The sequence below is a fragment of the Pseudomonas multiresinivorans genome (assembly GCF_012971725.1).
Lineage (GTDB): Bacteria > Pseudomonadota > Gammaproteobacteria > Pseudomonadales > Pseudomonadaceae > Pseudomonas > Pseudomonas multiresinivorans.
In genome coordinates this window covers 3,279,500-3,304,866 of record NZ_CP048833.1, presented here as the reverse complement: position 1 = coordinate 3,304,866, position 25,367 = coordinate 3,279,500, and the positions used below count along the sequence as shown (strand labels likewise).

Annotated in this window: 20 protein-coding genes; 7 read left to right on the top strand and 13 right to left on the bottom strand. The window is 65.5% G+C overall.

The window, feature by feature from the left end; translation table 11 throughout:
- The first annotated feature begins 21 nt into the window (after positions 1 to 21).
- Positions 22 to 882 carry a DMT family transporter gene (locus G4G71_RS15060; RefSeq protein WP_169938788.1) on the top strand — a complete coding sequence of 287 codons (861 nt, stop codon included), beginning with the start codon at positions 22 to 24 and terminating at the stop codon, positions 880 to 882.
- A gap of 282 nt (positions 883 to 1,164) precedes the next feature.
- Here G4G71_RS15060 and nahK read toward each other — a convergent pair whose 3' ends face one another.
- The 5 genes from nahK to pqqF form a co-directional block, all read right to left on the bottom strand.
- Complete coding sequence (nahK, locus tag G4G71_RS15055; protein WP_169938786.1) at positions 1,165 to 3,792, bottom strand: hybrid sensor histidine kinase/response regulator NahK/ErcS'; 2,628 nt, start codon at positions 3,790 to 3,792, stop codon at positions 1,165 to 1,167.
- Positions 3,722 to 4,879 (bottom strand): nitric oxide-sensing protein NosP, encoded by a 1,158-nt coding sequence (gene nosP, locus G4G71_RS15050; protein WP_169938784.1) that lies wholly within the window; start codon positions 4,877 to 4,879, stop codon positions 3,722 to 3,724. Before nosP ends, nahK begins: the two co-directional genes overlap by 71 nt.
- 564 nt (positions 4,880 to 5,443) lie before the next feature.
- On the bottom strand, positions 5,444 to 5,836 hold the full coding sequence (locus tag G4G71_RS15045) for a hypothetical protein (protein ID WP_169938782.1): 393 nt from the start codon (positions 5,834 to 5,836) through the stop codon (positions 5,444 to 5,446).
- Positions 5,837 to 5,920: 84 nt separating this feature from the next.
- Entirely contained in the window at positions 5,921 to 7,108 is a 1,188-nt protein-coding gene (locus tag G4G71_RS15040; protein ID WP_169938780.1) for a porin family protein, read from the bottom strand.
- Between the two features lie 303 nt (positions 7,109 to 7,411).
- Positions 7,412 to 9,703: a pyrroloquinoline quinone biosynthesis protein PqqF gene (gene pqqF, locus G4G71_RS15035; protein WP_240964783.1), complete on the bottom strand. Its 2,292-nt coding sequence runs from the start codon at positions 9,701 to 9,703 to the stop codon at positions 7,412 to 7,414.
- Between the two features lie 150 nt (positions 9,704 to 9,853).
- Here pqqF and G4G71_RS15030 point away from each other — a divergent pair, with 150 nt between their 5' ends.
- On the top strand, positions 9,854 to 10,381 hold the full coding sequence (locus G4G71_RS15030) for a cysteine hydrolase family protein (protein ID WP_169938775.1): 528 nt from the start codon (positions 9,854 to 9,856) through the stop codon (positions 10,379 to 10,381).
- A gap of 19 nt (positions 10,382 to 10,400) precedes the next feature.
- Positions 10,401 to 11,321, top strand: coding sequence for a LysR family transcriptional regulator (locus tag G4G71_RS15025; protein WP_169938773.1), 921 nt, complete (start codon positions 10,401 to 10,403; stop codon positions 11,319 to 11,321).
- A 63-nt stretch (positions 11,322 to 11,384) separates the two neighbouring features.
- Here G4G71_RS15025 and G4G71_RS15020 read toward each other — a convergent pair whose 3' ends face one another.
- The 4 genes from G4G71_RS15020 to G4G71_RS15005 form a co-directional block, all read right to left on the bottom strand.
- A complete protein-coding gene (locus G4G71_RS15020; RefSeq protein WP_169938771.1) occupies positions 11,385 to 12,824 on the bottom strand; it encodes a short-chain fatty acid transporter in 1,440 nt (479 codons plus the stop codon).
- 246 nt (positions 12,825 to 13,070) lie between these two features.
- On the bottom strand, positions 13,071 to 14,252 hold the full coding sequence (locus G4G71_RS15015; RefSeq protein ID WP_169938770.1) for an acetyl-CoA C-acetyltransferase: 1,182 nt from the start codon (positions 14,250 to 14,252) through the stop codon (positions 13,071 to 13,073).
- Between the two features lie 110 nt (positions 14,253 to 14,362).
- Entirely contained in the window at positions 14,363 to 15,019 is a 657-nt protein-coding gene (locus tag G4G71_RS15010) for a CoA transferase subunit B (protein ID WP_169938768.1), read from the bottom strand.
- A gap of 153 nt (positions 15,020 to 15,172) precedes the next feature.
- Positions 15,173 to 15,868, bottom strand: a complete 696-nt coding sequence (locus G4G71_RS15005; RefSeq protein WP_169938766.1) for a CoA transferase subunit A — start codon at positions 15,866 to 15,868, stop codon at positions 15,173 to 15,175.
- Between the two features lie 122 nt (positions 15,869 to 15,990).
- Here G4G71_RS15005 and G4G71_RS15000 point away from each other — a divergent pair, with 122 nt between their 5' ends.
- A complete protein-coding gene (locus tag G4G71_RS15000; RefSeq protein ID WP_169938764.1) occupies positions 15,991 to 16,893 on the top strand; it encodes a LysR family transcriptional regulator in 903 nt (300 codons plus the stop codon).
- A 176-nt stretch (positions 16,894 to 17,069) separates the two neighbouring features.
- On the opposite strand, the gene G4G71_RS14995 is transcribed toward G4G71_RS15000, so the two are convergent.
- Positions 17,070 to 17,861 carry an IclR family transcriptional regulator gene (locus tag G4G71_RS14995; RefSeq protein ID WP_169938762.1) on the bottom strand — a complete coding sequence of 264 codons (792 nt, stop codon included), beginning with the start codon at positions 17,859 to 17,861 and terminating at the stop codon, positions 17,070 to 17,072.
- Positions 17,862 to 17,960: 99 nt separating this feature from the next.
- Here G4G71_RS14995 and hmgA point away from each other — a divergent pair, with 99 nt between their 5' ends.
- The 3 genes from hmgA (at position 17,961) to G4G71_RS14980 (ending at position 21,820) form a co-directional block, all read left to right on the top strand.
- Positions 17,961 to 19,253 carry a homogentisate 1,2-dioxygenase gene (gene hmgA / locus G4G71_RS14990; RefSeq protein WP_169938760.1) on the top strand — a complete coding sequence of 431 codons (1,293 nt, stop codon included), beginning with the start codon at positions 17,961 to 17,963 and terminating at the stop codon, positions 19,251 to 19,253.
- Position 19,254: 1 nt separating this feature from the next.
- The gene (fahA, locus tag G4G71_RS14985; protein WP_169938758.1) at positions 19,255 to 20,559 is read left to right on the top strand and encodes a fumarylacetoacetase; all 1,305 of its coding nucleotides are present in this window, start codon (positions 19,255 to 19,257) and stop codon (positions 20,557 to 20,559) included.
- Between the two features lie 319 nt (positions 20,560 to 20,878).
- Complete coding sequence (locus G4G71_RS14980) at positions 20,879 to 21,820, top strand: IS481 family transposase (protein WP_169934965.1); 942 nt, start codon at positions 20,879 to 20,881, stop codon at positions 21,818 to 21,820.
- 144 nt (positions 21,821 to 21,964) lie between these two features.
- Here the strand turns inward: G4G71_RS14980 and G4G71_RS14975 are convergent, their stop codons facing one another.
- The 3 genes from G4G71_RS14975 to feaR all read right to left on the bottom strand — a co-directional run bounded on the left by G4G71_RS14975 (position 21,965) and on the right by feaR (position 25,213).
- On the bottom strand, positions 21,965 to 23,455 hold the full coding sequence (locus G4G71_RS14975; RefSeq protein ID WP_169938756.1) for an aldehyde dehydrogenase family protein: 1,491 nt from the start codon (positions 23,453 to 23,455) through the stop codon (positions 21,965 to 21,967).
- Positions 23,456 to 23,471: 16 nt separating this feature from the next.
- Complete coding sequence (locus G4G71_RS14970) at positions 23,472 to 23,876, bottom strand: c-type cytochrome (RefSeq protein WP_169938754.1); 405 nt, start codon at positions 23,874 to 23,876, stop codon at positions 23,472 to 23,474.
- A 419-nt stretch (positions 23,877 to 24,295) separates the two neighbouring features.
- Positions 24,296 to 25,213: a transcriptional regulator FeaR gene (gene feaR / locus G4G71_RS14965; RefSeq protein ID WP_054907012.1), complete on the bottom strand. Its 918-nt coding sequence runs from the start codon at positions 25,211 to 25,213 to the stop codon at positions 24,296 to 24,298.
- Between the last annotated feature and the right edge of the window lie 154 nt (positions 25,214 to 25,367).

Sequence of the window (25,367 nt, the reverse complement as noted above, 5' to 3'; positions counted from 1 at the left end):
ACCGCTACCGGGAACCACTCGATGCCTTCCTCCCGCACCCTGACGCTCACCGGCCTGGCGATGATCGCCTTCGCCGGCAACTCCATCCTCTGCCGTCTCGCCCTGAAAGCCACCAGCATCGATGCAGTGAGCTTCACGGGAATCCGCATCTTCTCAGGCGCGCTGGTGCTCGCCCTGCTGCTCAAACTGCGCCGCCGCATCGCCAGCGAAGGCGGCAACTGGCGCGCGGCAGCGGCGCTGTTCGTCTACGCCGCAGCCTTCTCCTACGCCTATGTGCAGTTGGATGCAGGCACCGGTGCGCTGCTGCTGTTCGGCGCGGTGCAGGTGACCATGATCCTGGTCGGCCTGCTGCGCGGCGAAAGATTGCGCGGGCAGGCCTTGCTCGGCTTCCTGCTGGCCCTGGGCGGGTTGCTCGTCCAACTGCTACCCAGCGCCAGCGCTCCACCGCTGGCCGGTGCGCTGCTGATGCTGCTGTCGGGTGTGGCCTGGGGGCTGTACTCGCTGCTTGGGCGCAAAGGCAGCGACCCGTTGGCGATCACTACCGGCAATTTCGTTCGTGCCATTGCGTTTGCCGCGTTGCTGGCCGCGTCCTTTCACTCCGATCTGCGGGTGGACACGATGGGCGTCGTTTATGCCGTGTTGTCCGGAGCGATGGCCTCCGGGATCGGCTATGCGATCTGGTACAGCGCGCTGCCGGGACTATCGGCTATCCAGGGCGCGTCAGTGCAGCTCAGCGTGCCGATCCTGGCCGCACTATCCGGTGCCGTGTTGCTGGGCGAAGCGATCAGCCTGCGCCTGGCGCTGGTGTCGCTGGCGGTGCTGGGCGGGATCGCGCTGATCCTGCTGGCCAAGGTGCGCGCTCCAACCGCCCAGCGCGCCTGATTCAATCTGTCTTTTTGTAGGAGCGAGCTTGCTCGCGAACCCTGGCCACCGCAGCAGCGTCCGTTCGCGAGCAAGCTCGCTCCTACAATTCGTGCGCCTGGGAAGGTCCGCGCAAGCTGTTGCCCTTACCCTTTCCCAGAGGGAGTGGGTCGTATGGTGCAGGATGCAACCACAACATCAGCCAGCACGGACTGCCCCCTCTCCCCTTGGGAGAGGGGTGGGGTGAGGGCCAGCCCGTACGACGAAACTTCCCTGCAGAAGCACACACCGCCGCCACCCGACTCAGTGGGCGTTATCGATCAGATGGCACAGCGCCGTCTTCAGCTTCATCGGCCGCACCGGCTTGTGCATCAACGTATGCCCCAGTTCGCGCACCTGCTGCTTGAGCTCGTTGCTGTAGTTGGCGGTGATCATCAGCGCTGGTAGCGGCGTGCCGCGCCGGGCATTGATCGAGGCAACCGCATCGACGCCGTTCAGCCCCTCGTCCAGGTGATAGTCGACGATCAACAGGTCCGACTCGGCGTGGAAATTATCGACCTGCCGCGCCAGGTCCTCCTCCGACAGCGCGGTCACTACCTGACAACCCCAGGTTTCCAGCAGCGTGCGCATGCCGGCGCAGATCGCGGCATCGTTATCCAGCACCCAGACGCGAGACCCGCGCAGGCGCTCCACCAGGTCGTCGGCGGTGCGCTCCGGCTTCGGTTCAGTGCGCGCCACACGGCGAGCCAGGGGGACTTCGATGGAAAAACGCGACCCCTTGCCCGGCACCGATTCCACCTGGATGCGATGACCGAGCATGCGCGCGATCTTCTCGACGATCGCCAGGCCCAGCCCCAGCCCGCGGTCCTGGTGAAAGCGCTGCACATCGCCACGCTTGAACTCCTGGAATATCTCGCCGAGCTTGTCCGCGGCGATGCCCACGCCGGTGTCCCAGACTTCGATCCACAGGCTGTGACGCCGGCGCCGGCAGCCCAGCAGCACACGACCACTGGGCGTATAGCGAATGGCGTTGGACAGCAGGTTGCGCAGGATCCGCGCGAGCAGCTGCAGGTCACTGCGGACATGCGCGCCACAGGGCACGAAATCCAGTTCCAGGCCTTCGCTGGCGGCCACCTGGCGGTATTCGGCGGCGAGGTTGCCGAGCAGTTCACTGACGTCGAACGAGGCGATGTCCGGCTTGATCACCCCGGCGTCCAGCTTGGAGATGTCCACCAGGGTGCCGAGCAGCGTTTCAACGTCCTCCAGCGACTGGCTGATGTTGCGCACCAGGGCTTCGCCGCTGCGCTCCTGCAGGGCACTGGTGAACAACCTCGCGGCGTTCAGCGGCTGCAGCAGGTCATGGCTGACGGCGGCGAGGAACTTGGTCTTCGACAGGTTGGCCTGCTCCGCCTCGCGCTTGGCCTCGCGCAGGCGCCCCTCAACCTGGCTGCGCTCGTCGATCTCGCGCTTGAGCTGGTCGTTGAGGCTGGTCAGCTCGGCGGTGCGTTCGCGTACCCGTTGCTCCAGGTTCTGGTAGGCCTGGTGTAACGCTTCGGCGGTGCGGCGGCGCTCGGTGATGTCGCGGATCAGCACGAACAGCCCGCTCACCGTGCCGTCGGCCTGGCGGTTCGGTACGTAGGAGCGTTGCATGTAGCGCTCCTGCCCGGCCAGGTTGGTCTCGGCAATCTCGAAGGTAACGCTCTCGCCCGACAACGCCCGTTCGAAGTATGGTTCCAGGCGCTGGCAATGCTCCTCGCTGTGCACCTCGCGCAGGTTGCGCCCGAGCATCGAGCCACTGGGCCAGCGGTACCACTCCTCGTAGACCTTGTTGGTGAAGTCGTAGTCCAGGTCCGCGGTGAGGTAGGCGATCAGCGCCGGCACCTGGTCGGTGATCAGGCGAATCCAGCGCTCGCTCTCGCGCAGTGCCTCGGCGTGGCGATAGCGCTCGGTAATGTCGGTGAAAGTGTTGACGAAGCCACCGGTGGGGAGCGCGTGGGTACGGATCTCCAGCATGCGCCCGTCGAACAGGCGCTGTTCGATCACCCCTTCTGCCTCGCCCTTTCGAGCGCGGCTGCGTGGAGTCAGCAGCGGCAGCTCGCTGTCGGCCATGACCTCGGCGAAGGGCCGGTGCGCCTCGATTGGCGCCAGCCCGCAAAGCTCCAGGAAGCGCCGGTTCCACAGATCCAGCGCGCCGTCGGCACTGACCATGGCGACGCCCTGGGACAGGTTGTCCACGGCACGCTGCAACAGGTGCGACTTCTGCGCTACCGCCTGCTCGCGGCGCGCCATCTCGCTCTGTTTGATCTCGGTGATGTCGCTGTAGAGCACTACCAGGCCGCCATCGCGGGTGGGCCGCTCGGTCACCCGGACCCAGCGATCGTTACGCAGCCGATAGAGGGTGTGCTCGTCATCGCTGCTGCGCTGTTCCTCGACGATCAGCCCGCTGCTCTGTGCCAGCCGGCGCACTTCGGCGAGTCGCGTTCCCGTGCCGACGCGGGCGCGGGTCTGCGCCCAGAAGGCACGGAAGCGCTCGTTGTAGAGGACGATGCGCTGCTGAGGATCGAACAGCACGAAGGCGTCGGAAATGCTCTCCACGGCGTCCAGCAGGTGCTGGTGCGCGGTCTCGGCGCGCAGGCGGGCATCGCTGAGCAGCTGGTTGCTGGACTTCAGCTCGACCATCGCCTCGCTCAGCGCGTCGGTACGCTCGCGCACCTGCTCGGCCAGCACCACGGAATGCTGGAAGGCGCCGTAGGCGTTGTCACCACGGGACGTCGCGGACTCCACGCGCTCGATCAGCGCCGCGTTGATCCGCTGCAGCTTGTGGTTGTCGCGCTCCAGCTCGTCGATCCGCGCGCGCAGTTCAGCCTCCGGCGTTGCCCCGAGGACGGCCAATGGCGACACCGGTGAAGGTCTGGTTGATATGCATGCCATTGAATTGTTCCCCGTAGGTGTTGAAGCCGATCACCTGCTGGCTTCGGAGAAACTCGGCGGTGGGTTCGGTATCGCCGGCCACTTCCAGCTCCAGGCGGCGCAGGAAGCAGTCGCAGCCGATGGTCAGCAATGGCGGGCCGAGGCGCTCGTGCAGGCGCTGGAACTGCTCCTGCAGCCCCGGCAACAGCGGGCCGGTGCTCATGGCGGTGAGGACGATGCCGTTCTCCACCGCGCAGTAGAAAGTCAGGCTGAGATCGTCGTTGACCTGCTGGATCGAGCGCACGTAGTACTGGTCGCGCACCCGCACCGCCAGCGGGTGCGCCGGGAACAGCGAGAAATCCAGCTGCCCCAGCGGCACGCCGACCAGCCGCGCGAACTCCAGCGCGGCCGGTTCGGCGTTGAGCTCCAGCACCCGGCGGCTGTCGCTGTCGGCGCGGGTGACCACCAGTTTCTCCTCGCTGGGCAGCACGTGGTGGGTGGTGAACACCTCGAAGTCCAGCCAGGTGTTGAACAGCACCACGACGGCCGCCCCTGTGTGGAACTGGCCCTGGTAGTAGACGTGGGTGTGGGTCAGGTGGTTGTCGTCGCCGGCCGAGCCACCAAAATGCGGAATGGCGCCGAGCGCCGCGCTCAGTGCGGCGAGCACCACTTCCTCGCGACTGGACAGACCATCGAGCAGGGTCAGGGCGAAACTGTGGTCCTTGATCGGCGCCAGTCCTGCGCTGCGACAGTCGGCCACCAGGGATTCGACCATCTGCTGGGCGTCGATCAGGCTGAAGCGCTCCATCTCGTCCACCAGCGCGCAGGAGATGGCGAAGCTGCGCAGGTCGAAGCCCACAGCGGTGACGCAGCCACGGCCATAGCCCTGCGGGGTGATCTCGCCGGCGGTGGTGCAACCGGCCAGGTCGATGCCACCGAAGTACTGTTCCAGCGCGGCGGCCAGCGCCGGCAGGTCGTATTCGGCGGAGCAGAAGAACAGCACGAAGCCCAGGTTCGGATGGATCAGTTGCCGCGCCAGGTCCTGGGCGACCGCCTCGACGTCGCGGGCATCGGACATGCCGCGAACGACTCCTTGTGTTTCGTGCATGGCGTACGCCCAGTCAGGATATCGACGCTGGCATTCTACGAAGCGGCCGGGGCGCGCCCCATGCTACTTGGGTCGCGGCGGGTCTATCCGAAAGTAGCGGGATGTCTGTAGGAGCGAGCTTGCTCGCGAACAAGCACCTTCGCAGGGCCAGGTTCGCGAGCAAGCTCGCTCCTACACGAAAAGCATGCCCCAGATATGGCTCTTATAAGACTTCAAGAGAAATAGCCGCGCACTCCGAGCGCCCCTTTCAGGAGGCCTCGTTGGATCGAAGTTTCAGGGGTTGAGCGACATGGATGTCGCGAGAGCGGCGATGGGCCAGGGATGGCCCTTCGCCGCGTGCCCCTGAAACTTCGATCCAACGAGGGAATTTTTCGCCTAAGCGAAAAACCGGATGGAGGGGCAAGACTTTTTGGTTCCTTTTGTGGCGTTTGACAAAAGGGACTCGCCGAGAGGCGAAACAAGAAGTCTGCGCTCACGCCGACGCGACGCAAAACATCCAAACTAGAAGCATCGCGGACAATTACTGCTCCCACGAGAGCAATCTCCATACACCAAAGGCCGGCATCACCTCACCGGCCAGAACATCAGCGTCAGTACCAGCATCCCGCCGTAGAACCCCGTCTCCAGCGTCTCCGTCCACGGCTGGATACGCCGCAACGCGCCGTAGATGTGCACCGCCACCATGAGCCCTGCCACTGCCGCCAGCACCTCGAAAGTGGTCACCAGGGCCTCGCCGGTCAACGCCGCGCGCAACATCAGCCCCTCGACGATGAGGATGAACGCCCCCAGGCAGCGCCCGAAATACACCGCAAGATCCGTGTGTTCCGGCAACTGCCACTGCATCACCCGCGCCCACAGCAGCGGCACCAGGAAGATGGGCAAGGCGAACATCAGGGTGGTGGCGATGGACAGAACCAGCAGGTAAGTCTGCGCGTGCGCGCTCCACGATCCGATCATGACGAGCCTTCCTTTAAGTGAAGAAAAAAGGCGGGCGACACGCTGTGCCGACCCGCCGAAATGGAGCCAAAGGAGTTTGCGGAGTTACCAGTTGAGGACGGCGCCCACCGCGAAAGTGTCGGTGTCCTCGCTGACGGTGGAGCCCTTGCGCCCGTCAATCTCGTAGACGTTGTACTCGGCCACCAGCTTCAGGTTGTCGTTGATGGTGCGGAAGTAGGCGATGCCCTTGGTGGAGTAGTCCGCTGCGCTGCCCAGGCCATTGCCGTCGTCGCGGGTCTCGCCGGTGGACAGCGCCACACGGTTCTTGCCCCAGCTGTAGGAGCCCTGCAGCAGCACGCCGCGGCTGTCTACTTCGCGCAGCGCGGCTTCGCCGGCGTTGTTGGTGAAGAACGGGTTGATGCCCTTGGCGGTGAAGCCCGAACCGGTCAGCGAAAGGCCGCCCATCTTCGCCTGGATGCCGTAGCCCAGGCCCTTGGAAGTCACGCTGTCGACTTCGTCGTTGGTGTTCTTCGAGGTCTGGTAGGCGCCGTTGACCCAGCTGTAGATCTGCGCGCCGCCGACGTCGAACTGGTAGCTGATCTCACTCTCGTAGCGCGGGTTGTCCTGGTAGGCCTTGTCGTCGAGGCCGTCGCTGGCGTCCTTGTCGATCTGGTTGGTGTCGATCGGGTCCATGATGCCGACGGCGACGCGCAGGCCGTCCACCAGGTTGTTGTTGCGGTAGGTGATTTGCGAGGTCGGGAACGGGTACGGGTAGCCGGTGCCGATGTTGCCGAAGGACACGCCCTTGCCATCCACCAGGCCAAGGGTGTCGCTGGCGTTGCCGAAGCCGGCGAGCAATTCGTCGAGGAAGATGTTGGAGCGCGAGAACAGGCCGAAGTCCTTGCCGATCAGCACCTCGCCCCAGTCGCCGGCGACATTGCCGTAGAACTGCCGGACGTCGATGGCGGTATCGGTGCCGTCCTGCTCGCTATCGTTGATGGTCACCCAGAACGACGAGCGCCCGGTGAGGGTCAGGCCGTCGATCTTCTTGCCGAAGTTGAAGCCGATGTAGTTCGGCAGGAAGCCCATCTTCACCCGCGACTGGCGGCGGTCGTAGGTGTCGCCGTTACGGTCGACGTCGCTGTTCACGTAGAAGGCGTTGAAGTAGCCATCGGTGGAAAAGGTCGTGTCGTCCTTGTCATACAGGGTGATGTCGGCGCAGGCCGGTCCGCTCAACGTGACGAAAGCCAACGGCAGCAGCTGGCGGCGGACGGCGATGTTGTTCTTGTTCATGGCGCTCTCCGGATGAAGGGATCGACTGCGGGTCAGTCGTGTCGGAGGCGATTATCGAAATGGCGAAAGCTGCGCCATACGCTGCTTTGGCGCCATTTCACCGGGCCATTCGGGCGTTATGCGGGGGCGCTGCGCAAGGCTCTGCGACCGCCCCTACCTCAGGCTCGCGGCAATGGTCGCGCAGGGTCGCGACCGCCGGGCCACTACCTGGGACCCGACCCTGGGAGCAGGTCGCGGGGCGTAAGGCAGAAGTCGACCGGGCGACCGCCTTGCGGACGGTACCCTAGGTCGAAAGTACGAGTCTCAGGCGCGGCTGAGCAGCAGCCAGTGGCCGCCCTGGGCAGAGCTCAGCGCTGAATGCGCGGCGCGTAGCTCGGTGGCGCAGAGGCTGTCCAGGGCCTCGACCATGAGCTCCCGGTGAGGCGGAGCGACACCTGCCAACTGGTCATTCCAGGCCTGCTGCAGGCGCTCGGCGAAATCTCCCGGCGCGCGGGCCAGCTCGGCAGCCAGCGAAGCACGCAGGCTGTCGACACGCTGCGGGTCGATGCGCAGCAGGGCCTCGCCCTGCTGGTAGAGGAAGCTGTCCACCTCGGCCTGCAGTTCCACGGCAGAGAGCAACGGCGACTGCACCGCGAAGAGGATGCCGCGCCGCATGCCTACCTGGCGGAAACCACAGTACAAGGCATAGGCCAACTGCCGCTCACCGCGCAGCCAATGGAAGAAAGCCGGTTCCAGCACACGGGCCAGCAGGCGCCACGCGGCTTCGTCCGCCGCCGAGCGGGAGGCCAATGGGCAGAACAGCAGCAACGCTGCTTCGCCCGGCATCTCCAGCACCTGGCGGTGGCGGCCGGGCGGCCCGCTGCGCGGTGGCAGCGCGCTGGTGGTCGAGTGATCGGCCAGGGTATCCGGCAACTCGATGCCCAGGCCCAGGGCGTCCCAGTGGGCAGCCGACCAGTCCGGCAGCGCTTCGCTGTCCCCCGCCAGCACCTGCGGCAGCAGGTCGATCAACTGACGGATGGGCATTTCGCCTTCGCGGCGACGGCGTTCGGCCGCCAGCAGGCGTGCGCCCTGCCCCAGTACCGCGGCAGGAGGATGCTGGAGGACGTTGATCGCACACTCGGCCAGGTCGGCGAGCTGGTTTCTTGCGCCGGACAGCAGCAGCGCCCAGTCACTTTCCAGGGATTCCAGGCGCAGCGTGACGCCTTCGTGCCGTGCCTCGCCGGCCAAGGGGCGCAAGGCCTGCCGCGCACTGAGGAAGGCCTGTCGACCCGGCGCCTGGGAGAAGCGCCAGCGCAGGTGCAGGGCCGCGGGCTCGCTGTCGGCCGGGAGCTGCGTCGGCGTAAAGGACCAGGGCTCGGCACGCAGCGGTTCGACGGCGCGCTCCGGGCAGCGCACGACATCGAGAACGAAGCCAGCCGAGGTAAGGGATTCGCCGATCACCGACTCCGAAGCCAACAGGCGGATCATTCGCGACGCCACCAATTGGCCAAGCCAGACCGATGACGCGTCGCTGCGCGCTCTGCGCTGCAACCGCTCCAATGAGCCGGTTGCCCCGTCGGCGGGCGCAGCAGCGAGCACATCCGCCGGCAACTTGCGCAGCGCCTCCAGCCAGGAGAGAAAGGCCGATTCCACGAGATCGGCCGTGGACGCTTCGGCCAGTTCGAAATCGAAACGCAGCAACGCCTGGCCGTCGGCGAAGCGGCTCAGGCGCGCACGAGCACTGTCGGCCAGCCCGTTCTGCCCCAGGCAGGCCAGCAGCGAACCGGGCGCCTCGTCGGCCAGCCAGCCCTGCAGTTGCTCCAGCAGCGCGCCGCCCTCGCCCGCCATGCCATCCAGGGCGAATGCCAGGACCAGCCGTGGCGCACCCGGCAGGCGCAGTTTCAGTTCCTCACCGCTGAGCGGCAGAAGGGATTCCCGGTCAGCGCTTGCGACGGCCGCGCCCAGTGGAAACACACTCCCTTCACGCTCCGCCAATACCGCCAGCTCTTCCAGTGTTTGCGGGCCCTGCAACCAGAGCTCCAGCGCCCCGCCGACCTGGCAGGTGCGGATGAAATCACGCAGCGCCTGCTGGAACTCGGCGCTTTCCACCTTCAAGGTGTCGCGCCGGCCGGCCACGAAACGCCCCAGCGCGTGCCCCGGCGCCACCGCCAAGGCCAGGGCGGCGTCGATCAGGGTGTCGGGATCGCGGCCGCGGGCAAGAAACTCGGCTTCCAGCACTTCACGTTCAGCCACCTGCACGGTTTCATCCAGGCGCGGTCGCGCGAGCATGTCCACCAGGCGCGCCAGTCCGTCCCCCAGTGCATCGGCCGGCACCTCGAAGAAGTAGTCGGTCTGCCGCGCGCGGGTGCTGGCGTTGACCCGCCCGCCGCGAGCCTGCACCCAGGGCATCAGTCGCTCACCCTCGACGAAATGCTCGCCACAGAGGAACAGCAGGTGTTCGGTGAAATGCGCAAGACCGGGGAAGGCTTCGGGCTCGTCGTGGCTGCCACGGGCAATACGCAGCAGCGCCGCCGCTCGGCTCGCATCGGGCGCGTGAATGAGCGTGGCGCACAGGCCGTTGGCGAGGGTCAGGGTCTTGGCGGGGAATGTGTTCATCGGCATCCGGTCCGGTTCATGGCCGACACCATCGCCCAAGCCGGGGCAAAGGGGAATACGGCTTTGGCAGCAAATGCCTGCCGGCATTGGCCCGCCGCACTCGGGCGGCTACCATTCCCAGCTTCACTGAACCTTCGGAATTCTCTGACCATGAGCACCGCCCTGCTGATCATCGACGTCCAGTCCGACCTGTGTTCCGGCGACTCCGCCTGTTTCGACATCGACAACGTCCTGCAGCGCATCAACAGCATGAGCCGTGCAGCACGGGAGGCCGGTGTGCCAGTGGTGCTGGTACAGCACGAGGACGATGACCTGCAGTATGGCAGCGCCGGCTGGCAGCTGGAAACGCGCCTGCTCACCGATCACTCCGACCTGAAGGTGCGCAAGACCACCCCGGATTCCTTCCTGCGCACTGACCTGGCCGAGCGGCTGCAATCGCGCGGCATCGACCATCTGGTGATCTGCGGCCTGCAGAGCGACTACTGCGTCGACACCACCACCCGCCGCGCCCTGGCCCAGGGCTATGCGGTGACGCTGGTGGGCGATGCGCATTCCACCGTCGACAATGCCGTGCTCAGCGCCGCGCAGATCACCGCGCACCACAATGCGGTGCTGGGCAGCATCAGCAGCTTCGGCCAGCGAGCCAGGATCGTCCCGGCCGCCAACGTGTGCTTCTGAAACCCGCCAGGAGATCGCCATGAACTTCGACTGGAACGACATCCCGATCCTCCTCGCCCTCGCCCGCCACGGCAGCATGAGCGCCGCCGGCCGCGCGCTGGGCGTCGATCCCTCGACCATGAGCCGGCGCCTGGTGGCGGCGGAAGCCGCGCTGCAGACCCGGCTGTTCATCCGCGACAACTCCGGCTACAAGGCCACCGATGCCGGCGAGGCCTTCCTCAGCCATGCCGAGCGTATTCTCGGCGACGTGCAGAGCATGCTGCTGGAGACTCGCGACGAAGCCAGCGCCATCAGCGGCTGCGTACGCATCACGGCAGTGGACTTCCTCTTCAGCCACTGGCTGGTGCAGCACATGCCCCACCTGGCGCGGACCTACCCGGCCCTGCAGCTGCAACTGATCCCGGCGAATCGCTCGCTGTCCTTCACCCGCCGCGAGGCCGACTTCGCCCTGCGCCTGGCGCGCCCCGCAGAGGATGCCGCGCTGGTGATGCGCAAAGTCGCCGACATCGGCTTCGCGGTGTACGCGGCCACGTCCTTTTCCCGCGTGCCGGTGGAGTTGTGGCCACAACAGGCCTGGCTGGGTTACGGCGAAGAACTCGACGATACGCCGGAGATGGCCTGGGTACGCCGCTTCGCGCCCGAGGCCAGTCTCGCCCTGCGCGCCAGCAGTGTGACCACGCTGATCCACGCCTGCCAGAGCGGCCTGGGCATGGCCTTGCTGCCGTGCATCCTCGGTGATCGCGAGGGGTTGGTGCGGCTGTCCGGGCCGGTGGTCGTGCGGGAAATCTGGCTGCTCAGCCACCGCGACGCCGGCCGCATCGGCCGCTTCCAGGCGGTCAGCGACTGGCTGCGCGAAGTGTTCGACCAGGATGCCGCGCAACTCAGCGGCGAGCACCTGGACGTCCGCGTACTGGGCCCGGTGGAAATCAGCCGCGGCTGACCATGAAAAAGCCCGGATATCTTACGACATCCGGGCTCGCTGCTACCGGGACCGAATGCGTGGTTACGGCTGGACCGGCGGCAGGTACTGCAGGGTGGTGCCCAGCGCCCAGAGCAGGAACAGCACCAGCGGGATGTGCACCAGCAACTGGACGAAGCTGAAGCCGATCAGGTCGCGGGCCTTCAGTCCCAGCACGCCCAGCAGCGGCAGCATGTAGAACGGGTTGATCAGGTTCGGCAGCGCCTCGGCGGCGTTGTAGATCTGCACTGCCCAGCCCAGGTGGTATTGCAGCTCATTGGCCACCTGCATCACATAGGGCGCCTCGATGATCCACTTGCCGCCACCGGACGGGATGAAGAAGCCCAGCACCGCCGAGTACACGCCCATCAGCAGCGCGTAGGTGTCGTGGGAAGCGATCTGCACGAAGAAGGTGGAGATATGGTGGGCGATGGTCGCGCCGTCGCCGCCCTTCACGGTGGTCATGATCGCGGCGATGGAGCCATACAGCGGGAACTGGATCAGCACGCCGGTGGTGGTCGGCACGGCGCGCGCCACGGCGTCGAGGAAGTTGCGCGGGCGCCAGTGCAGCAGCGCACCGACCATGATGAACAGCAGGTTGTAAGTGTTCAGTCCGGAGATCGCGGTGATCGCCGGCTTGGTGCTGAACTCGTGATACAGCCAGCCGCCGGCCAGGGCCACCAGCATCAGGATCAGCAGCGGGCTGTGCTCCAGCCACTCGCCCGGGCGGGTGGCCTTCGGCGCACTCGGCGGGGTGAAGCTGACGTCCACGCCGCAAGCCTTGGCGTCGCGGGCGCTGCCGGCGCCGGGTGCGGTCATGTAGGCGATCACCAGTGACACCAGCACCAGGGCCAGCAGCATCACGCCGGATTGCCAGAGGAAGATGGTCTCGGTGAACGGAATGACGCCCGTGATCGCCAGGATTGACGGCGGCAGGCTGGCCGGGTTGGCCTGCAGTTGCGCGGCTGACGACGACAGGCCCAGCGCCCACACGGCTCCCAGGCCCAGGTAGGCGGCAGCGCCGGCGGCGCGGTAGTCCATCTTCAGGTCTTCGCGGCGCGCCAGGGCGCGCACCAGCAAACCACCGAACACCAGCGACAGGCCCCAGTTGAGCAGCGAAGCGACCATGGAAATGACCGCGACCCAGGCGACTGCCGAACGGCCGTTGTTCGGCACGCGGGCGAACAGGTCGATGAGCCGGGAAGCCGGGCCGGAGCTGGCTACGACATAGCCACCGATGACCACGAAGGCCATTTGCATGGTGAAAGGAATCAGGCTCCAGAAGCCGTCACCGAAGGCCTTGGCGGTTTCGGTGGCGGGTGCGCCAATGGCCAGGGCGGCAACAGTGACGATCAGCACCGCCAGCGCGGCGAAGACCCAGGAGTCGGGGAACCAGCGTTCGGCCCAGTTCGAACAGGCCATGGCGAAGCGCGCCGAACGGCTGTCCTGCAAGGCGCTGCTGGGGGTGTGCAGGTGGGAATTCATAAAGGTCTACCTCGTTGTTCTTGTAATGGCTCATTTGTGATGAGCTTGTCTGTATCTGCAGAACAGAAAAACCGCCCGGCCTGCGTGGGGCCGGACGGTGACGCAAGGGCTACTGCGGATGCCGGGAGACATCGCAGAACCTTGGCGGATGTCGTCTGTCGGTGTGCCCACCTCCCATCCGCCTGCCGGTCCGGCATGGGTGCATGCCGACCGGCGCTCGCCAATCAATCGTTGGTCGCGTGGTCCTCAGTCTCTGACAAGAGCCATGGCGACACCCTGGCCGCCACCGATGCACAGGGTGGCCAGGCCCTTCTTCGCATCGCGGCGGAGCATTTCGTGGAGCAGCGTCACCAGCACGCGGGCGCCCGAAGCACCGATCGGGTGGCCAAGGGCGACGGCGCCACCGTTGACGTTGACCTTCTCGGCGTTCCAGCCCAGTTCCTTGCCGACCGACAGCGCCTGCGCCGCAAAGGCCTCGTTGGCCTCGATCAGCTCGACCTCGTCCAGGCTCCAGCCGGCCTTCTCCAGGCAGCGACGGGTCGCGGTCACCGGAGCGATACCCATGATCGACGGGTCTACGCCGCTGCTGGCATAGGCTTTGATGCGCGCCAGAACCGGCAGGTTCAGACTGCGTGCGCGCTCGGCGCTCATCAGCAGCACGGCGGCGGCGCCATCGTTGAGAGTGGAGGCGTTGCCGGCGGTGACGGTGCCGTCCTTCTTGAAAGCCGGCTTGAGCTTGGCCAGGGATTCGGCAGTGGTGCCGGCGCGCGGCTGCTCGTCGGTGGCGAAGGACAGCGGGTCACCCTTGCGCTGGGGAATCAGCACCGGGGTGATCTCGTCCTTGAAGCGCCCGGCCTCGATGGCCGAGGCGGCCTTGAGCTGGGACTGCGCGGCAAAGGCATCCTGGGCTTCACGGCTGATGCCGAACTTCTCCGCCAGGTTCTCGGCGGTGATGCCCATGTGGTAGTCGTTGAAGGCGTCGATCAGGCCGTCGCGCAGCAGGGTGTCCTGTAGCTCGGCGTGGCCCATGCGCAGGCCGGTACGAGCCTTGGGCAGCACATAGGGCGCGAGGCTCATGCTTTCCTGGCCGCCTGCGATGATGGCGTCGGCGTCGCCGCAACGGATCGCCTGGACGCCGAGGAACAGCGATTTCAGGCCCGAGCCGCAGAGCTTGTTGATTGTCATCGCGGGTACTTCAACCGGCAGACCCGCGCCGATGGACGCCTGGCGCGCGGGGTTCTGCCCGGCGCCGGCGGTGAGCACCTGGCCGAGGATGACTTCGTCGATCTGGTCCGGCTTCACCCCGCTGCGTTCAAGCAGCGAGCGGATTACGAGGCTGCCCAGTTCGTGGGCGGGAATGTTCGCCAGGCTGCCCTGGAAGGCGCCGATGGCGGTGCGGGTGGCGGCAACGATTACTACGTCTTGCATGGGTGTCACTCCAAAGCGGAATGTGCTGGTAGAAGCCAGCTTGCTCGCGAACGCTCTTGCATTGGGGTGCGGGCTGGTTCGCGAGCAAGCTCGCTCCTACGAAAAGCAGATCAGAAGGTCATTTCCTTCACATCGTCCGGCACGATCAGGCGGCCGGCGGTCTTCTCGGCGATCTCGGCGATGCTGACGCCCGGCGCGGTCTCGCGCAGGATGAAGGCGCCGTCCTCGATCTCCAGGTAGGCCAGATCAGTGAGTACCTTGCGGATGCAGCCGGCACCCGTCAGCGGCAGCGAGCACTTGTCAAGCAGCTTGGATTCGCCGTCCTTCGAAGCGTGGGTCATGGTGACGATGATGTTGTCGGCACCGGCCACCAGGTCCATGGCGCCGCCCATGCCTTTCACCAGCTTGCCGGGAATCATCCAGGAGGCGATGTTGCCCTGCACGTCCACCTCGAAGGCACCGAGCACGGTGAGGTCGACGTGGCCGCCACGGATCATCGCGAAGGATTGCGCGGAGTCGAAGATCGACGCGCCCTTCACGGCGGTCACGGTCTGCTTGCCGGCGTTGATCATGTCGGCGTCAACGCTGTCTTCCGTGGGAAACGCGCCCATGCCGAGCAGGCCGTTCTCCGATTGCAACATCACTTCCATGCCCTCGGGCACGTAGTTGGCGACCAGGGTCGGGATGCCGATGCCCAGGTTCACGTAGAAACCGTCCTGCAGCTCGCGCGCCACGCGCTGAGCCATTTGTTCGCGGGTAAGTGCCATGGCTGAATCTCTTCTCTTGTTCAATGCGGTTGAAGATCGAGCGAGCTAGCGACTGGCTAGGCGGATTTGAAACGAGGACGCGGAGTTTAGATGCCCTAAATGAGCAGGCCTCGTTTCAAATCCAACGCCGCCAGGCCGACGCGCAGCCGATCCTTAGCGAGTCGTGCGCTTTTCGATGCGCTTTTCGAAGGAGCCCTGAATGATGCGGTCGACGTAGATGCCGGGGGTGTGGATCTGGGTGGGGTCCAGTTCGCCCGGTTCGACGATCTCTTCCACTTCGACGACGGTGATGCGGCCCGCGGTGGCGACGATGGGATTGAAGTTCTGCGCGGTGTGGCGGTAGATGACGTTGCCGTAGTGGTCGGCCTTCCAGCCCTTGACGATGGCGAAGTCGCCGGTGATGGCGCGCTCCATCACGTAATGGCGGCCGTCGAACTCACGCACTTCCTTGCCATCGGCGACCGGAGTGCCGTAGCCGGTGGCGGTGAAGAAGGCCGGGATGCCGGCGCCGCCAGCGCGGAGTTTTTCTGCCAGGGTGCCCTGTGGAGTCAGTTCGACCTCCAGTTCACCCGACAACAACTGCTGCTCGAACAGGGCGTTCTCGCCGACGTAGGAAGCGATCATCTTGCGGATCTGCCGGTCCTCCAGCAGCACGCCGAGACCGAAGCCGTCGATGCCGCAGTTGTTGGAGACCACGGTCAGGCCCTTCACGCCCAGCTTGCGGATGTGCGCGATGAGGTTTTCCGGGATACCGCAGATGCCGAAGCCGCCCGCCAGTACCGTCATGTCGTCGGTGAGCCCGGCGAGGGCTTCCTCGTAACTGCCTACACGCTTGTCGAGTCCTGCCATGTTGCTGCCTCTTTCTTATTTGGAGTGTCCGACCCATCGGTCAGAGAGCGAATGCAGCTTCACCGGCACAGACTGATTTGTTAAGTTTGTTTTTCCAATCGATTGATTTGGTATTTTTATCAATGACCGTGAAGCAACTGCGCGCCTTCCTCGCCGTCGCCCAGAGCCTGAGTTTCGCCCAGGCCTGCGAGCGCCTGCACCTGTCGCAACCGGCGCTGAGCCTGGCGATCAAGAGCCTGGAGGAATCCCTTGGCGGGCAATTGCTGGTGCGCACCACGCGCAATGTGGCGCTGACGCCGGAGGGCGAAACGCTGCTGCCGGTGGCCCGGCGCCTGCTGGCGGACTGGGATAACGCAGAAGAACTGATGCACCAGCACTTCACCTTGCAACTGGGCAAGGTATCCATCGCAGCCATGCCCTCCTTCGCCGGCAACCTGCTGCCTGCCGTACTGCGCACCTTCCGCGATCGCCACCCGAAGGTGAACGTGGCGGTGCACGACGTGATCAACGAACAGGTACTGGAAATGGTGCGCAATCGCCGTGTGGAACTGGGCATCGCCCTGGAGCCGGACAGCCTGGACGGGCTGACTTTCACGCCCTTCTACACCGACCGTTTCGTCGCCGTGCTGCCGGCCGCTTCGCCCTTCGCGGGCGCATCGAAAATCACCTGGGAGCAGTTGCTGGAAGACCACTTCATCACCCTGCAGCGCCCATCCGCCGTACGTTTGCTGCTGGAGGACCAGTTGGCGTCACGGCACGGGCGGCTACCGGTGGCGTTCGAAAGCCATCAGTTGGTGACGGTGGGCCGCATGGTCGCCGAAGGGCTGGGCGTCAGTGCGGTGCCGCGCCTGTGCCGGCAGCAGATGGAGGAACTGGGTGCGCGCTGCGTGGCGCTCGAAGAACCCTGCATCGAGCGCCGCGTCGGCCTGTTCTGCCTGGCGGAGCACAAGCTCTCCAGCGCCGCGCAGGCGCTGAGCGATGTGCTGGTGAAGGGGACGGACTGGGCGGGGATGGAGCGGGAGTGACACGGTTCTGCAGCAACGAACTTTGGTGCGCGCTCCTAAAAAATCGTTTCTTCGGACAGTCAGGGGTTGGCCCACCACCCTCTCCCCAGCCCTCTCCCTGAAGGGAGAGGGAGCCGTTCCGCACGAAGTGTTGCCTCAAGTCAGCCGGCGAGCGCGGTTCTCTCAAAGCGCTCCATTCAGTCCCCTCTCCCTTCAGGGAGAGGGTTAGGGAGAGGGCCCCCCGGAGCGTCGTAATCCCAGATATCTCCCCCCATCCGCAAACTCACCTGCCGCGCCATCGCCAGCAAGGTCCGCGCCGCCTCGCCATGAGCTTCGGCGGCAAAGCTCGCCTGCGACCCGACCACGGTAATCACCCCAGCCAGCTCCCGGCCGGTCTTGAACAGCGGCACCGACAGCGCATTCACCCCCGGCATCAACAGGCCGTGGATCGCATGCAGGCCTTCGCTACGGATACTGCCGAGCACAGCCTGGTCCGCACCCTCTTCCAACCCCGCCTTGAACGCCGCGAACACCAGCCCGGTGGACGAGCCGTGCAGCGGCAGCACCGAGCCCACTTGCGTGACCAGCGTGACCATCCCCTGCGCCGGCTCCACCTGCACCACTGTCGGCCCGTGGCTGCCCCAGATGGCCAGGAAGCAGGTCTGCCCGAGGGTGTCACGCAACTCCGCCAGCGCAGGACTGGCCACCTTCACCACGTCCAGCCGACGGATCGCCGCCAGGCCGACATAGAGCGCCTCGCGCCCCAGGCCGTAATGGTTGGTCACCGGGTCCTGCTCGGCGAAGCCGCTGGCGATCAGCGCCTGCAGGTAGCGGTGAACCTTGGCCGCCGGCATGTCCAGGTACTCGCCCAGGCGCTTGAGCGAGGTGCTCGGCGCGAGGTCCGCCAGGGCCTTGAGGATCTGCGTGCCGACCTCGGCGGACTGCACTTTTGCGCCCTTCGTCGGGACGGAGTCTTCTGCCTCGTTCATGGTCTTCAACTTAAAGGAACTCCCAGACGGACTTGACGGGCCGTCGACACAAAATTACGTTAATCGTAATTCAATTACGATAACAAGAGTAAAACCACCATGACCGCCTCTCCTGCCTACCAATCCGGGTTCGGCAACGAATTCGCCAGCGAGGCCCTGCCGGGCGCCCTGCCCGTAGGCAGGAACTCGCCGCAGCAGGTGCCGTTCGGCCTCTACGCCGAGCAGTTCTCCGGCACCGCCTTCACCGTCCCGCGCAGCGAAGCCCGGCGCACCTGGCTGTATCGCATCCGCCCGTCCGCCGCACACCCGCGCTTCGAGCGCCTGGAGCGGCAGATCACCGGCACCGAGCTTGGCCCGGTTACGCCCAATCGCCTGCGCTGGAACAGCTTTGGAATGCCGCAGGAGCCTACCGACTTCGTCGACGGCCTGCTATGCATGGCCGCCAACGCCGAGGCGGACGCCTGCAGCGGCGTCAGCCTGTACGCCTACCGCGCCAACATTTCCATGCGCCGGGTGTTCTTCAACGCCGATGGCGAGCTGCTGATCGTGCCCCAGGCCGGCCGCCTTCGCCTGGTCACCGAGCTGGGCGTGCTGGAGGTCGAGCCGCTGGAAATCGCCGTGATCCCGCGTGGCATGCGCTTGCGCGTCGAACTGCTCGACACCGAGGCCGCCGGCTATATCGCCGAGAACCACGGCGCCGCCCTGCGCCTGCCCGACCTCGGCCCCATCGGCAGCAACGGCCTGGCCAATGCCCGCGACTTCCTCGCCCCGGTGGCGCATTACGAAGACGTGGAAGGCCCAGTGCAACTGGTGCAGAAATTCCTCGGCGAACTCTGGGCCACCCAGCTCGACCACTCGCCGCTGGACGTAGTCGCCTGGCACGGCAACAACGTGCCCTACAAATACGACCTGCGCCGCTTCAACACCATCGGCACGGTGAGCTACGACCACCCGGACCCGTCCATCTTCACCGTGCTCACTTCGCCCAGCGACACCCAGGGCATGGCCAACATGGACTTCGTGATCTTCCCGCCGCGCTGGATGGTGGCCGAGAGCACCTTCCGCCCTCCGTGGTTCCACCGCAACCTGATGAACGAATTCATGGGCCTGATCCAGGGCGTATACGACGCCAAGGCCGACGGCTTCGTCCCCGGCGGCGCCTCGCTGCACAACTGCATGAGCGCCCACGGCCCGGACAACGCCACCACGCGGCAGGCCATCGCCGCCGACCTCAAACCCCACAAGATCGACCAGACCATGGCCTTCATGTTCGAGACCGGCCGCGTGCTGCGCCCCAGCCGCTTCGCCCTCGACTGCCCGCAGCTGCAGCGTGACTACGACAGCTGCTGGAGCGGCATGCAGAAGACCTTCGACCCTTCCCAGGAGCAGTAACATGAGTGCCGCCCACAGCACACAAAGCTGGATCGAATCGGCCAACGGCCATCCGGATTTCCCCCTGCAGAACCTGCCGCTTGGCGTGTTCAGCCCGCCGGGTGACTCGCCCCGTGGCGGCGTGGCCATTGGCGACTACATCTTCGACCTGAAGACCGCCTGCGAAACCGGGCTCTTCCACGGCGCCGCGCACCAGGCCGCGCTGGTGGCCAGCGGCGACAGCCTGAACGCCTTCTTCGCCCTCGGCGGCACCGCCCGCCGCACCCTGCGCGAGGCGCTGATCCACCTGCTCAGCGAAGGCAGCGGCGAACAGAAGCGCATGGAGCACCTGGGCGCCGCGCTGCTCAAGCCCCAGGCTGCGTGCCGCATGCACCTGCCGGCCAAGGTCGGCGACTACACCGACTTCTATGTCGGCATCCATCATGCGAAGAACGTCGGCAAGCTGTTCCGCCCGGACAACCCGCTGCTGCCCAACTACAAATACGTGCCCATCGGTTACCACGGCCGCGCGTCCACCGTCGTGCCCTCCGGCACCGAGGTGCGTCGGCCCAACGGCCAGACCCTGCCCGCCGGCGTGGATGTGCCGGTGTTCGGGCCCTGCGCGCGGATGGACCTGGAACTGGAGCTGGGCATCTGGATCGGCCAGGGCAACGACCAGGGCAAGGCCATTCCGATCAATGCCGCTTCCGGCCATATCGCCGGGTTCTGCCTGCTCAACGACTGGTCCGCGCGAGACGTTCAAGCCTGGGAATACCAGCCTCTGGGGCCGTTCCTGTCGAAGAGCTTCGCCACCACCGTGTCGCCCTGGGTGGTCACCGCCGAGGCGCTGGAGCCGTTCCGTGTCGCCCAGCCGGCCCGCCCGGAAGGCGACCCGCAGCCGCTGCCGTACCTGTACGACGAAGGCGACCAGCAGCGCGGCGCGCTGGACATCGAACTGGAAGTCCTGCTGCACACCGCGCGCATGCGCCGCGAGCATCAGGCTCCCGAGCGCATTGCCCTGAGCAACACATTGAACATGTACTGGACGGTCGCCCAGATGGTCGCGCACCACAGTGTCAACGGCTGCCGCCTGCAAGCGGGCGACCTGTTCGGCTCCGGCACCCTGTCCGGCGAAACCCCGGACAGCTTCGGCAGCCTGCTGGAGCTTACCGGCGGCGGCAAGCAGGCACTGGTGCTGGGTAATGGCGAGGAGCGGCGCTTCCTGGAAGACGGCGACGAGATCATCCTGCGGGCGCGGTGCCGCCGCGAGGGGCATGCCTCCATCGGCTTCGGCGAGTGCCGTGGGCGAATTCTGCCAGCGCACTAAGGCGATTACCGCGGACCGTAGGGCGCATAACGCGCCAGCGTTATCCGCCGAGTAGCCGGCGGATAACCTGTTCCAGGTTATTCGCCCTACACCTCATTCCGCTCTGCGTAGGATGGCGTGGAGCGCAGCGATACCCATCGATTTGGTGCGCACACAGCATGGGTATCGCTGCGCTCCACCCATCCTACGACTCGCCACCGCACGAGGCTTTTCGTAGGACCGAGGGGGACGCCTAGTTGTGATTTCTCGGTAGGTTGTTCATCCGGGGCTTACCCGGAAAACTGGAAGTGCGACCAACCAATCCTTCCAGGAGCCCCGAATGAACCTGCATAAACATGCCCGTCTTACACCGCGCGGTCGAGCCCTTTTAGTCCAGCGCATGCTTCAGGGGTTACGTGCTGAAGAGGCAGCGCAGGCGGCCGGTGTCAGCGTACGTACGGCCTACAAATGGCTTCGGCGTTACCGCGAAGAGGGAGAGGCCGGCATGATGGATCGCACTTCGCGCCCTCACGCCTGCCCCCATGCCACACCCGAGTCCCGGCTCGAAAGGCTGATTGAGCGGCGCAGCGCCCGTCAAACCTACCGGCAAATTGCCAACGAGTTAGGGCTGGCAGTCAGTACCATCGCTCGCCACCTCAAACGACTCGGACTCAATCGGCTCCCCGAGTTGGAGCCCGCTCCGCCGATCAGGCGTTATCAGTACGCTCAACCAGGTGATCTGCTGCATCTGGATATCAAGAAGCTCGCACGCTTTTGGAGACCGGGACATCGAGTTACGGGAACCCGACTGATGGGCTCTGACGGAGCGGGCTGGGAGTTTGTCCATGTCGCCATCGACGATGCCTCGCGCATCGCCTTCTCCAGCCTGCATGCTGATGAACGAGGTGGAAGTGCCTGTCGCGCTCTGCTCCAGGCTTTGCGCTACTACCGCTCGCTGAAGATTCGATTTACTCGGGTCATGACTGACAACGGTGCCTGCTACCGATCAGGTCTATTCCGCCGCCTATGCCGGCGTCTGGGCTTACGACATATCCGCACCAGACCCTACACCCCACGTACCAATGGCAAAGCTGAGCGCTTCATTCAAACCAGCTTGCGGGAGTGGGCCTACGCCCGTAGCTACGAGAGCTCTGAGCAGCGCGCCCAGCATCTGGCCCTCTGGCTACACCAATACAACTGGCACAGGCCTCACTCCAGTCTGCATTACTGCCCACCCATCAGCCGCATTCCACTGAACAACCTACTGGGTTTACACACCTAGTCCTTGCTCGCGAACCGCCGGTGGCACCGCGTCTGGGCAGTTCGCGAGCAAGCTCGCTCCTACAGGTGTTCCCCATCCAAATTCTGCGCAAAAAAACGGGCCCGAAGGCCCGCTGCTAAACGAGGGTGTTGCTCTCACTATCAATCAGTGCGCGATGCACACCGACTTGATCTCGGTATAGGCCTCGACCACGGCGCGGCCGAACTCGCGGCCCATGCCCGACTGCTTGACGCCGCCGAAGGGCATGCTCGGGTCGAGCAGCACATGGGCGTTGACCCACACGGTGCCGGACTCGATGCGCGGAACCAGGTTCATCGCCTTGCTCAGGTCGTTGGTCCACAGGCTCGCGCCCAGGCCGTATTCGCTGTCGTTGGCCATTTCGATAGCCTGGTCTTCATCGTCGAACGGCAGCACTGCCAGCACGGGACCGAAGACTTCGTCACGGGCCACGGCCATCTGCATGGTCACGTCCGCCAGCACGGTGGGCTGCACGTAGAAACCATTGCCAGCGATCTGCTCACCGCCACAGACGATGCGCGCACCCTGCTCGCCGGCGCGGGCGATGTGGTCCAGCACGCTGCGCTGCTGCTTGGCCGATACCAGCGGGTTGATCTGCGCGGACGGGTCCATGCCCTCGCCCAGACTCATACCAGCGACGGCAGCGGCCAGCTTCTCGACGAACTCGTCGTAGCGCGAGCGATGTACGTAGAAGCGCGAAGCCGCAGCGCAGACCTGGCCGTTGTTCAGCAGGCCGCCCAGCAGCGCGCCCTGCACGGCGTTGTCGATATTGGCGTCGGCGAGGACGATCATCGGGTTCTTGCCGCCCAGTTCCAGGGCGAAGCGGGTCATGTTCTGCACGGCGGCCAGGCCGACGCTGCGACCCACGGCGGTGGAGCCGGTGAAGGAGACCTTGTTCACCAGCTTGTGGCTGGCCAGCCCACCGCCAATGCGCGGACCATCACCGGTCACCAGGTTGAACACGCCAGCCGGCACGCCGGCTTCGAAGGCTAGTTCAGCCAGGCGCAGGGCGGTCAGCGGAGTTTCCGAGGCAGGCTTGATCACCACGCTGTTGCCAGTGGCCAGCGCCGGGATCAGCTTCCACACGGCAATCATCAGCGGGAAGTTCCACGGCACGATGCCGGCGACCACGCCTACCGGCTCGCGGCGGGTGTAGGCGGTGAACTTGGCGCCCGGTGGCAGCGGGATGGAGACGTTCAGCGACTGGCCTTCGATCTTGGTCGCCCAGCCGGCCATGTAGCGCATGAACTCGACAGTGGCGCCCACGTCCAGCATGCGTGCAATGTTGATCGACTTGCCCTGGCTGAGGGTTTCCAGCTGGGCCAGTTCTTCGCCGTTGGCTTCCACCAGGTCAGCGAAGCGCAGCAGGATGCGCTCGCGGTCGGCCGGGCGCAGGTCGGACCAGACACGGGACTTGTAGGAGGCGTGAGCGGACTTCACCGCGCGATCAAGCAGGTCGGTATCGATGTCGGCGACGCTGGAAATCGCCTGGCCGGTGGCCGGGTTGAGTACGTCGGTACGCGCGCCCTCGGGCACCACCCAGGCGCCGTCGATGAAGCAGCCATGCTTGCGCTGCAGGAAGGCCGTGACCTTGGGCAGAGTCTGTGTGACGTTCATGGTCTCTCCTGGAATATCAGTGCTGCTGGCTCAGCCAGCAGGTGAGCGCCCGCCGCTCGGCCGCGTCGGCCAGGCCTGCGAAGGGCATGTAGGTTCCCGGCACGGCGGCCTGGGGCTGGCTGACGAAAGTGTCGAGGTTGTCGCGCGACCAGGCCGCGCCCTTGCCTTTCATGGCCTGGGAGTAGCTGAAGCCGGCGAGCGAGCCAGCCATGCGGCCGACCACGCCATGCAGGTTCGGGCCCATCATTCCGGGGCCATCGGCCTTGGCGGTGTGGCAGATCGAGCAGTCGCGGGCGAAGACGGTTTCGCCTTTCTGCGCATCGTTTGCCGGGCAGTCCCCGGCGAACGCCAGGACCGGTTGCACCAGCGCGCCGGCCAGCAGCAGGCCGAGGGCGCCGAATCGGAGCTTGTTGCGGGACATCGGGAAATCACCTTCGAGTACAGCTTGCGGCCGGATGGCGCGCGTCATCGAAGGTGATTGTTGCCAGCGGCGCTCGGGAGGGTCTTTTCCTCTGTGCCAGTCGTGTTGGCGGGAGTGCCAGGATGGCGCTCAGGTGACGAGGATCATTGTGCGAAAGCGTTCGCGAGCAAGCTCGCTCCTACAGAGGTAGCACCGTCACGCTCTTCGTAGGACCGAGGGGGACGCCTGGTCCTTGCTCGCGAACCCGCATGGGCACGGTGCTAACCCACGGCATGGGTATCGCTGCGCTCCACCCATCCCACAACGGTGTCAGTCGAGGGGAATGGTGCAGATGGGCTTCAACGTAGGATGGCGTGGAGCGCAGCGATACCCATCATCCACGGCACCCAGCCGCCAGGTATCGCCGTCGACCGGCTGAATCAATTGGCGTAACGCTTGCGATACTCGCCCGGCGACACACCAAAGCGCCCCTTGAACGCCGTGGAAAAGTAGCTCGAATCGGAGAAGCCCCAGGCATAGCCCAGCGCCGACAGCTTCTGCTCGAACTGGGCGTTGCGCAGGGTTTCGGCGCAGAAGTCCAGGCGGCGGTTCTTGATGTACTGCGCCACCACCAGGCCCTTCTTGGCGAACATCCGGTACAGGCCGCGCACCGAGATGCCCACTTCACGGGCGATCAGCTCGGGGCAGAGCTCTTCGGCGCCGATGTGCTGGTCGATGAAGGCGGTGGCCTTGCGGAACATGCGCTCGTGGTTGTCCTGCTCGGCGTCGTGGCTGGCCAGCGCCGGGCGCAGCAGAGTCACCAGGGCGTCCAGGGTCGCTTCGCTTTCCAGCATGCCGAGGCTTTCCTGCTGGCTGGTCTCGACGATCAGTCGATTGGCGAGCACGGCAATGGGCGAGCTGGCGGGGATCTTCGAGGCGCAGGTCACTTCCGACATGCGCAGGCCGCGCTCGATCACCTGGCGCGGCAGGATCAGCGAGAGCTGCCGGGATTCCTCCAGGTAGGTCATATCACTGGGCCGGCTGGCATCGATCAGGCTGATGTCGCCACGCGACAGCTCCACGCGGTTGTCGCCCTGCTCCAGGCGCGAGCGCCCTTCGAGCTGGAACACCGCATAGTAGTGGCCGCCCGCGCTGGAGCCGACCTCCTTGCTGGTCCGGTACAGGTGCACCTGGGCCATGTCGACCACGGAAAGCTTGATCGCACCGCCCTGGTACTCGCGCAACCGTCCATGGAACTGGGGGCCGAGGGTACGCGCATCGAAACGACCGCACGCCCGGTTGACCTGTCCCAGCCACGCCTCGAAAGCGTCATCCCTCAATGTCGATGAAGAATTCATGACCTGCAAAGCCTCACACGCATTGTTTGTTGTTATTCAGCGACGGCCTCATGGGCCTGTCGTCATCGTCCGCCGCGTGCCTTCTCAGGAAGGATTCGCGCCGGTGTCCCCGTTCTGCAACCACAGCGTTGCAGAGCGGGAGGCATTTTTCACG

Coding starts and splice junctions, on each gene's coding strand:
- G4G71_RS15060 (WP_169938788.1), top strand. CDS start 22: ATGCCTTCCTCCCGCACCCTGACGCTCACCGGCCTGGCGATGATCGCC.
- nahK (WP_169938786.1), bottom strand. CDS start 3,792: ATGGCATGCATATCAACCAGACCTTCACCGGTGTCGCCATTGGCCGTC.
- nosP (WP_169938784.1), bottom strand. CDS start 4,879: ATGCACGAAACACAAGGAGTCGTTCGCGGCATGTCCGATGCCCGCGAC.
- G4G71_RS15045 (WP_169938782.1), bottom strand. CDS start 5,836: ATGATCGGATCGTGGAGCGCGCACGCGCAGACTTACCTGCTGGTTCTG.
- G4G71_RS15040 (WP_169938780.1), bottom strand. CDS start 7,108: ATGAACAAGAACAACATCGCCGTCCGCCGCCAGCTGCTGCCGTTGGCT.
- pqqF (WP_240964783.1), bottom strand. CDS start 9,703: ATGAACACATTCCCCGCCAAGACCCTGACCCTCGCCAACGGCCTGTGC.
- G4G71_RS15030 (WP_169938775.1), top strand. CDS start 9,854: ATGAGCACCGCCCTGCTGATCATCGACGTCCAGTCCGACCTGTGTTCC.
- G4G71_RS15025 (WP_169938773.1), top strand. CDS start 10,401: ATGAACTTCGACTGGAACGACATCCCGATCCTCCTCGCCCTCGCCCGC.
- G4G71_RS15020 (WP_169938771.1), bottom strand. CDS start 12,824: ATGAATTCCCACCTGCACACCCCCAGCAGCGCCTTGCAGGACAGCCGT.
- G4G71_RS15015 (WP_169938770.1), bottom strand. CDS start 14,252: ATGCAAGACGTAGTAATCGTTGCCGCCACCCGCACCGCCATCGGCGCC.
- G4G71_RS15010 (WP_169938768.1), bottom strand. CDS start 15,019: ATGGCACTTACCCGCGAACAAATGGCTCAGCGCGTGGCGCGCGAGCTG.
- G4G71_RS15005 (WP_169938766.1), bottom strand. CDS start 15,868: ATGGCAGGACTCGACAAGCGTGTAGGCAGTTACGAGGAAGCCCTCGCC.
- G4G71_RS15000 (WP_169938764.1), top strand. CDS start 15,991: ATGACCGTGAAGCAACTGCGCGCCTTCCTCGCCGTCGCCCAGAGCCTG.
- G4G71_RS14995 (WP_169938762.1), bottom strand. CDS start 17,861: ATGAACGAGGCAGAAGACTCCGTCCCGACGAAGGGCGCAAAAGTGCAG.
- hmgA (WP_169938760.1), top strand. CDS start 17,961: ATGACCGCCTCTCCTGCCTACCAATCCGGGTTCGGCAACGAATTCGCC.
- fahA (WP_169938758.1), top strand. CDS start 19,255: ATGAGTGCCGCCCACAGCACACAAAGCTGGATCGAATCGGCCAACGGC.
- G4G71_RS14980 (WP_169934965.1), top strand. CDS start 20,879: ATGAACCTGCATAAACATGCCCGTCTTACACCGCGCGGTCGAGCCCTT.
- G4G71_RS14975 (WP_169938756.1), bottom strand. CDS start 23,455: ATGAACGTCACACAGACTCTGCCCAAGGTCACGGCCTTCCTGCAGCGC.
- G4G71_RS14970 (WP_169938754.1), bottom strand. CDS start 23,876: ATGTCCCGCAACAAGCTCCGATTCGGCGCCCTCGGCCTGCTGCTGGCC.
- feaR (WP_054907012.1), bottom strand. CDS start 25,213: ATGAATTCTTCATCGACATTGAGGGATGACGCTTTCGAGGCGTGGCTG.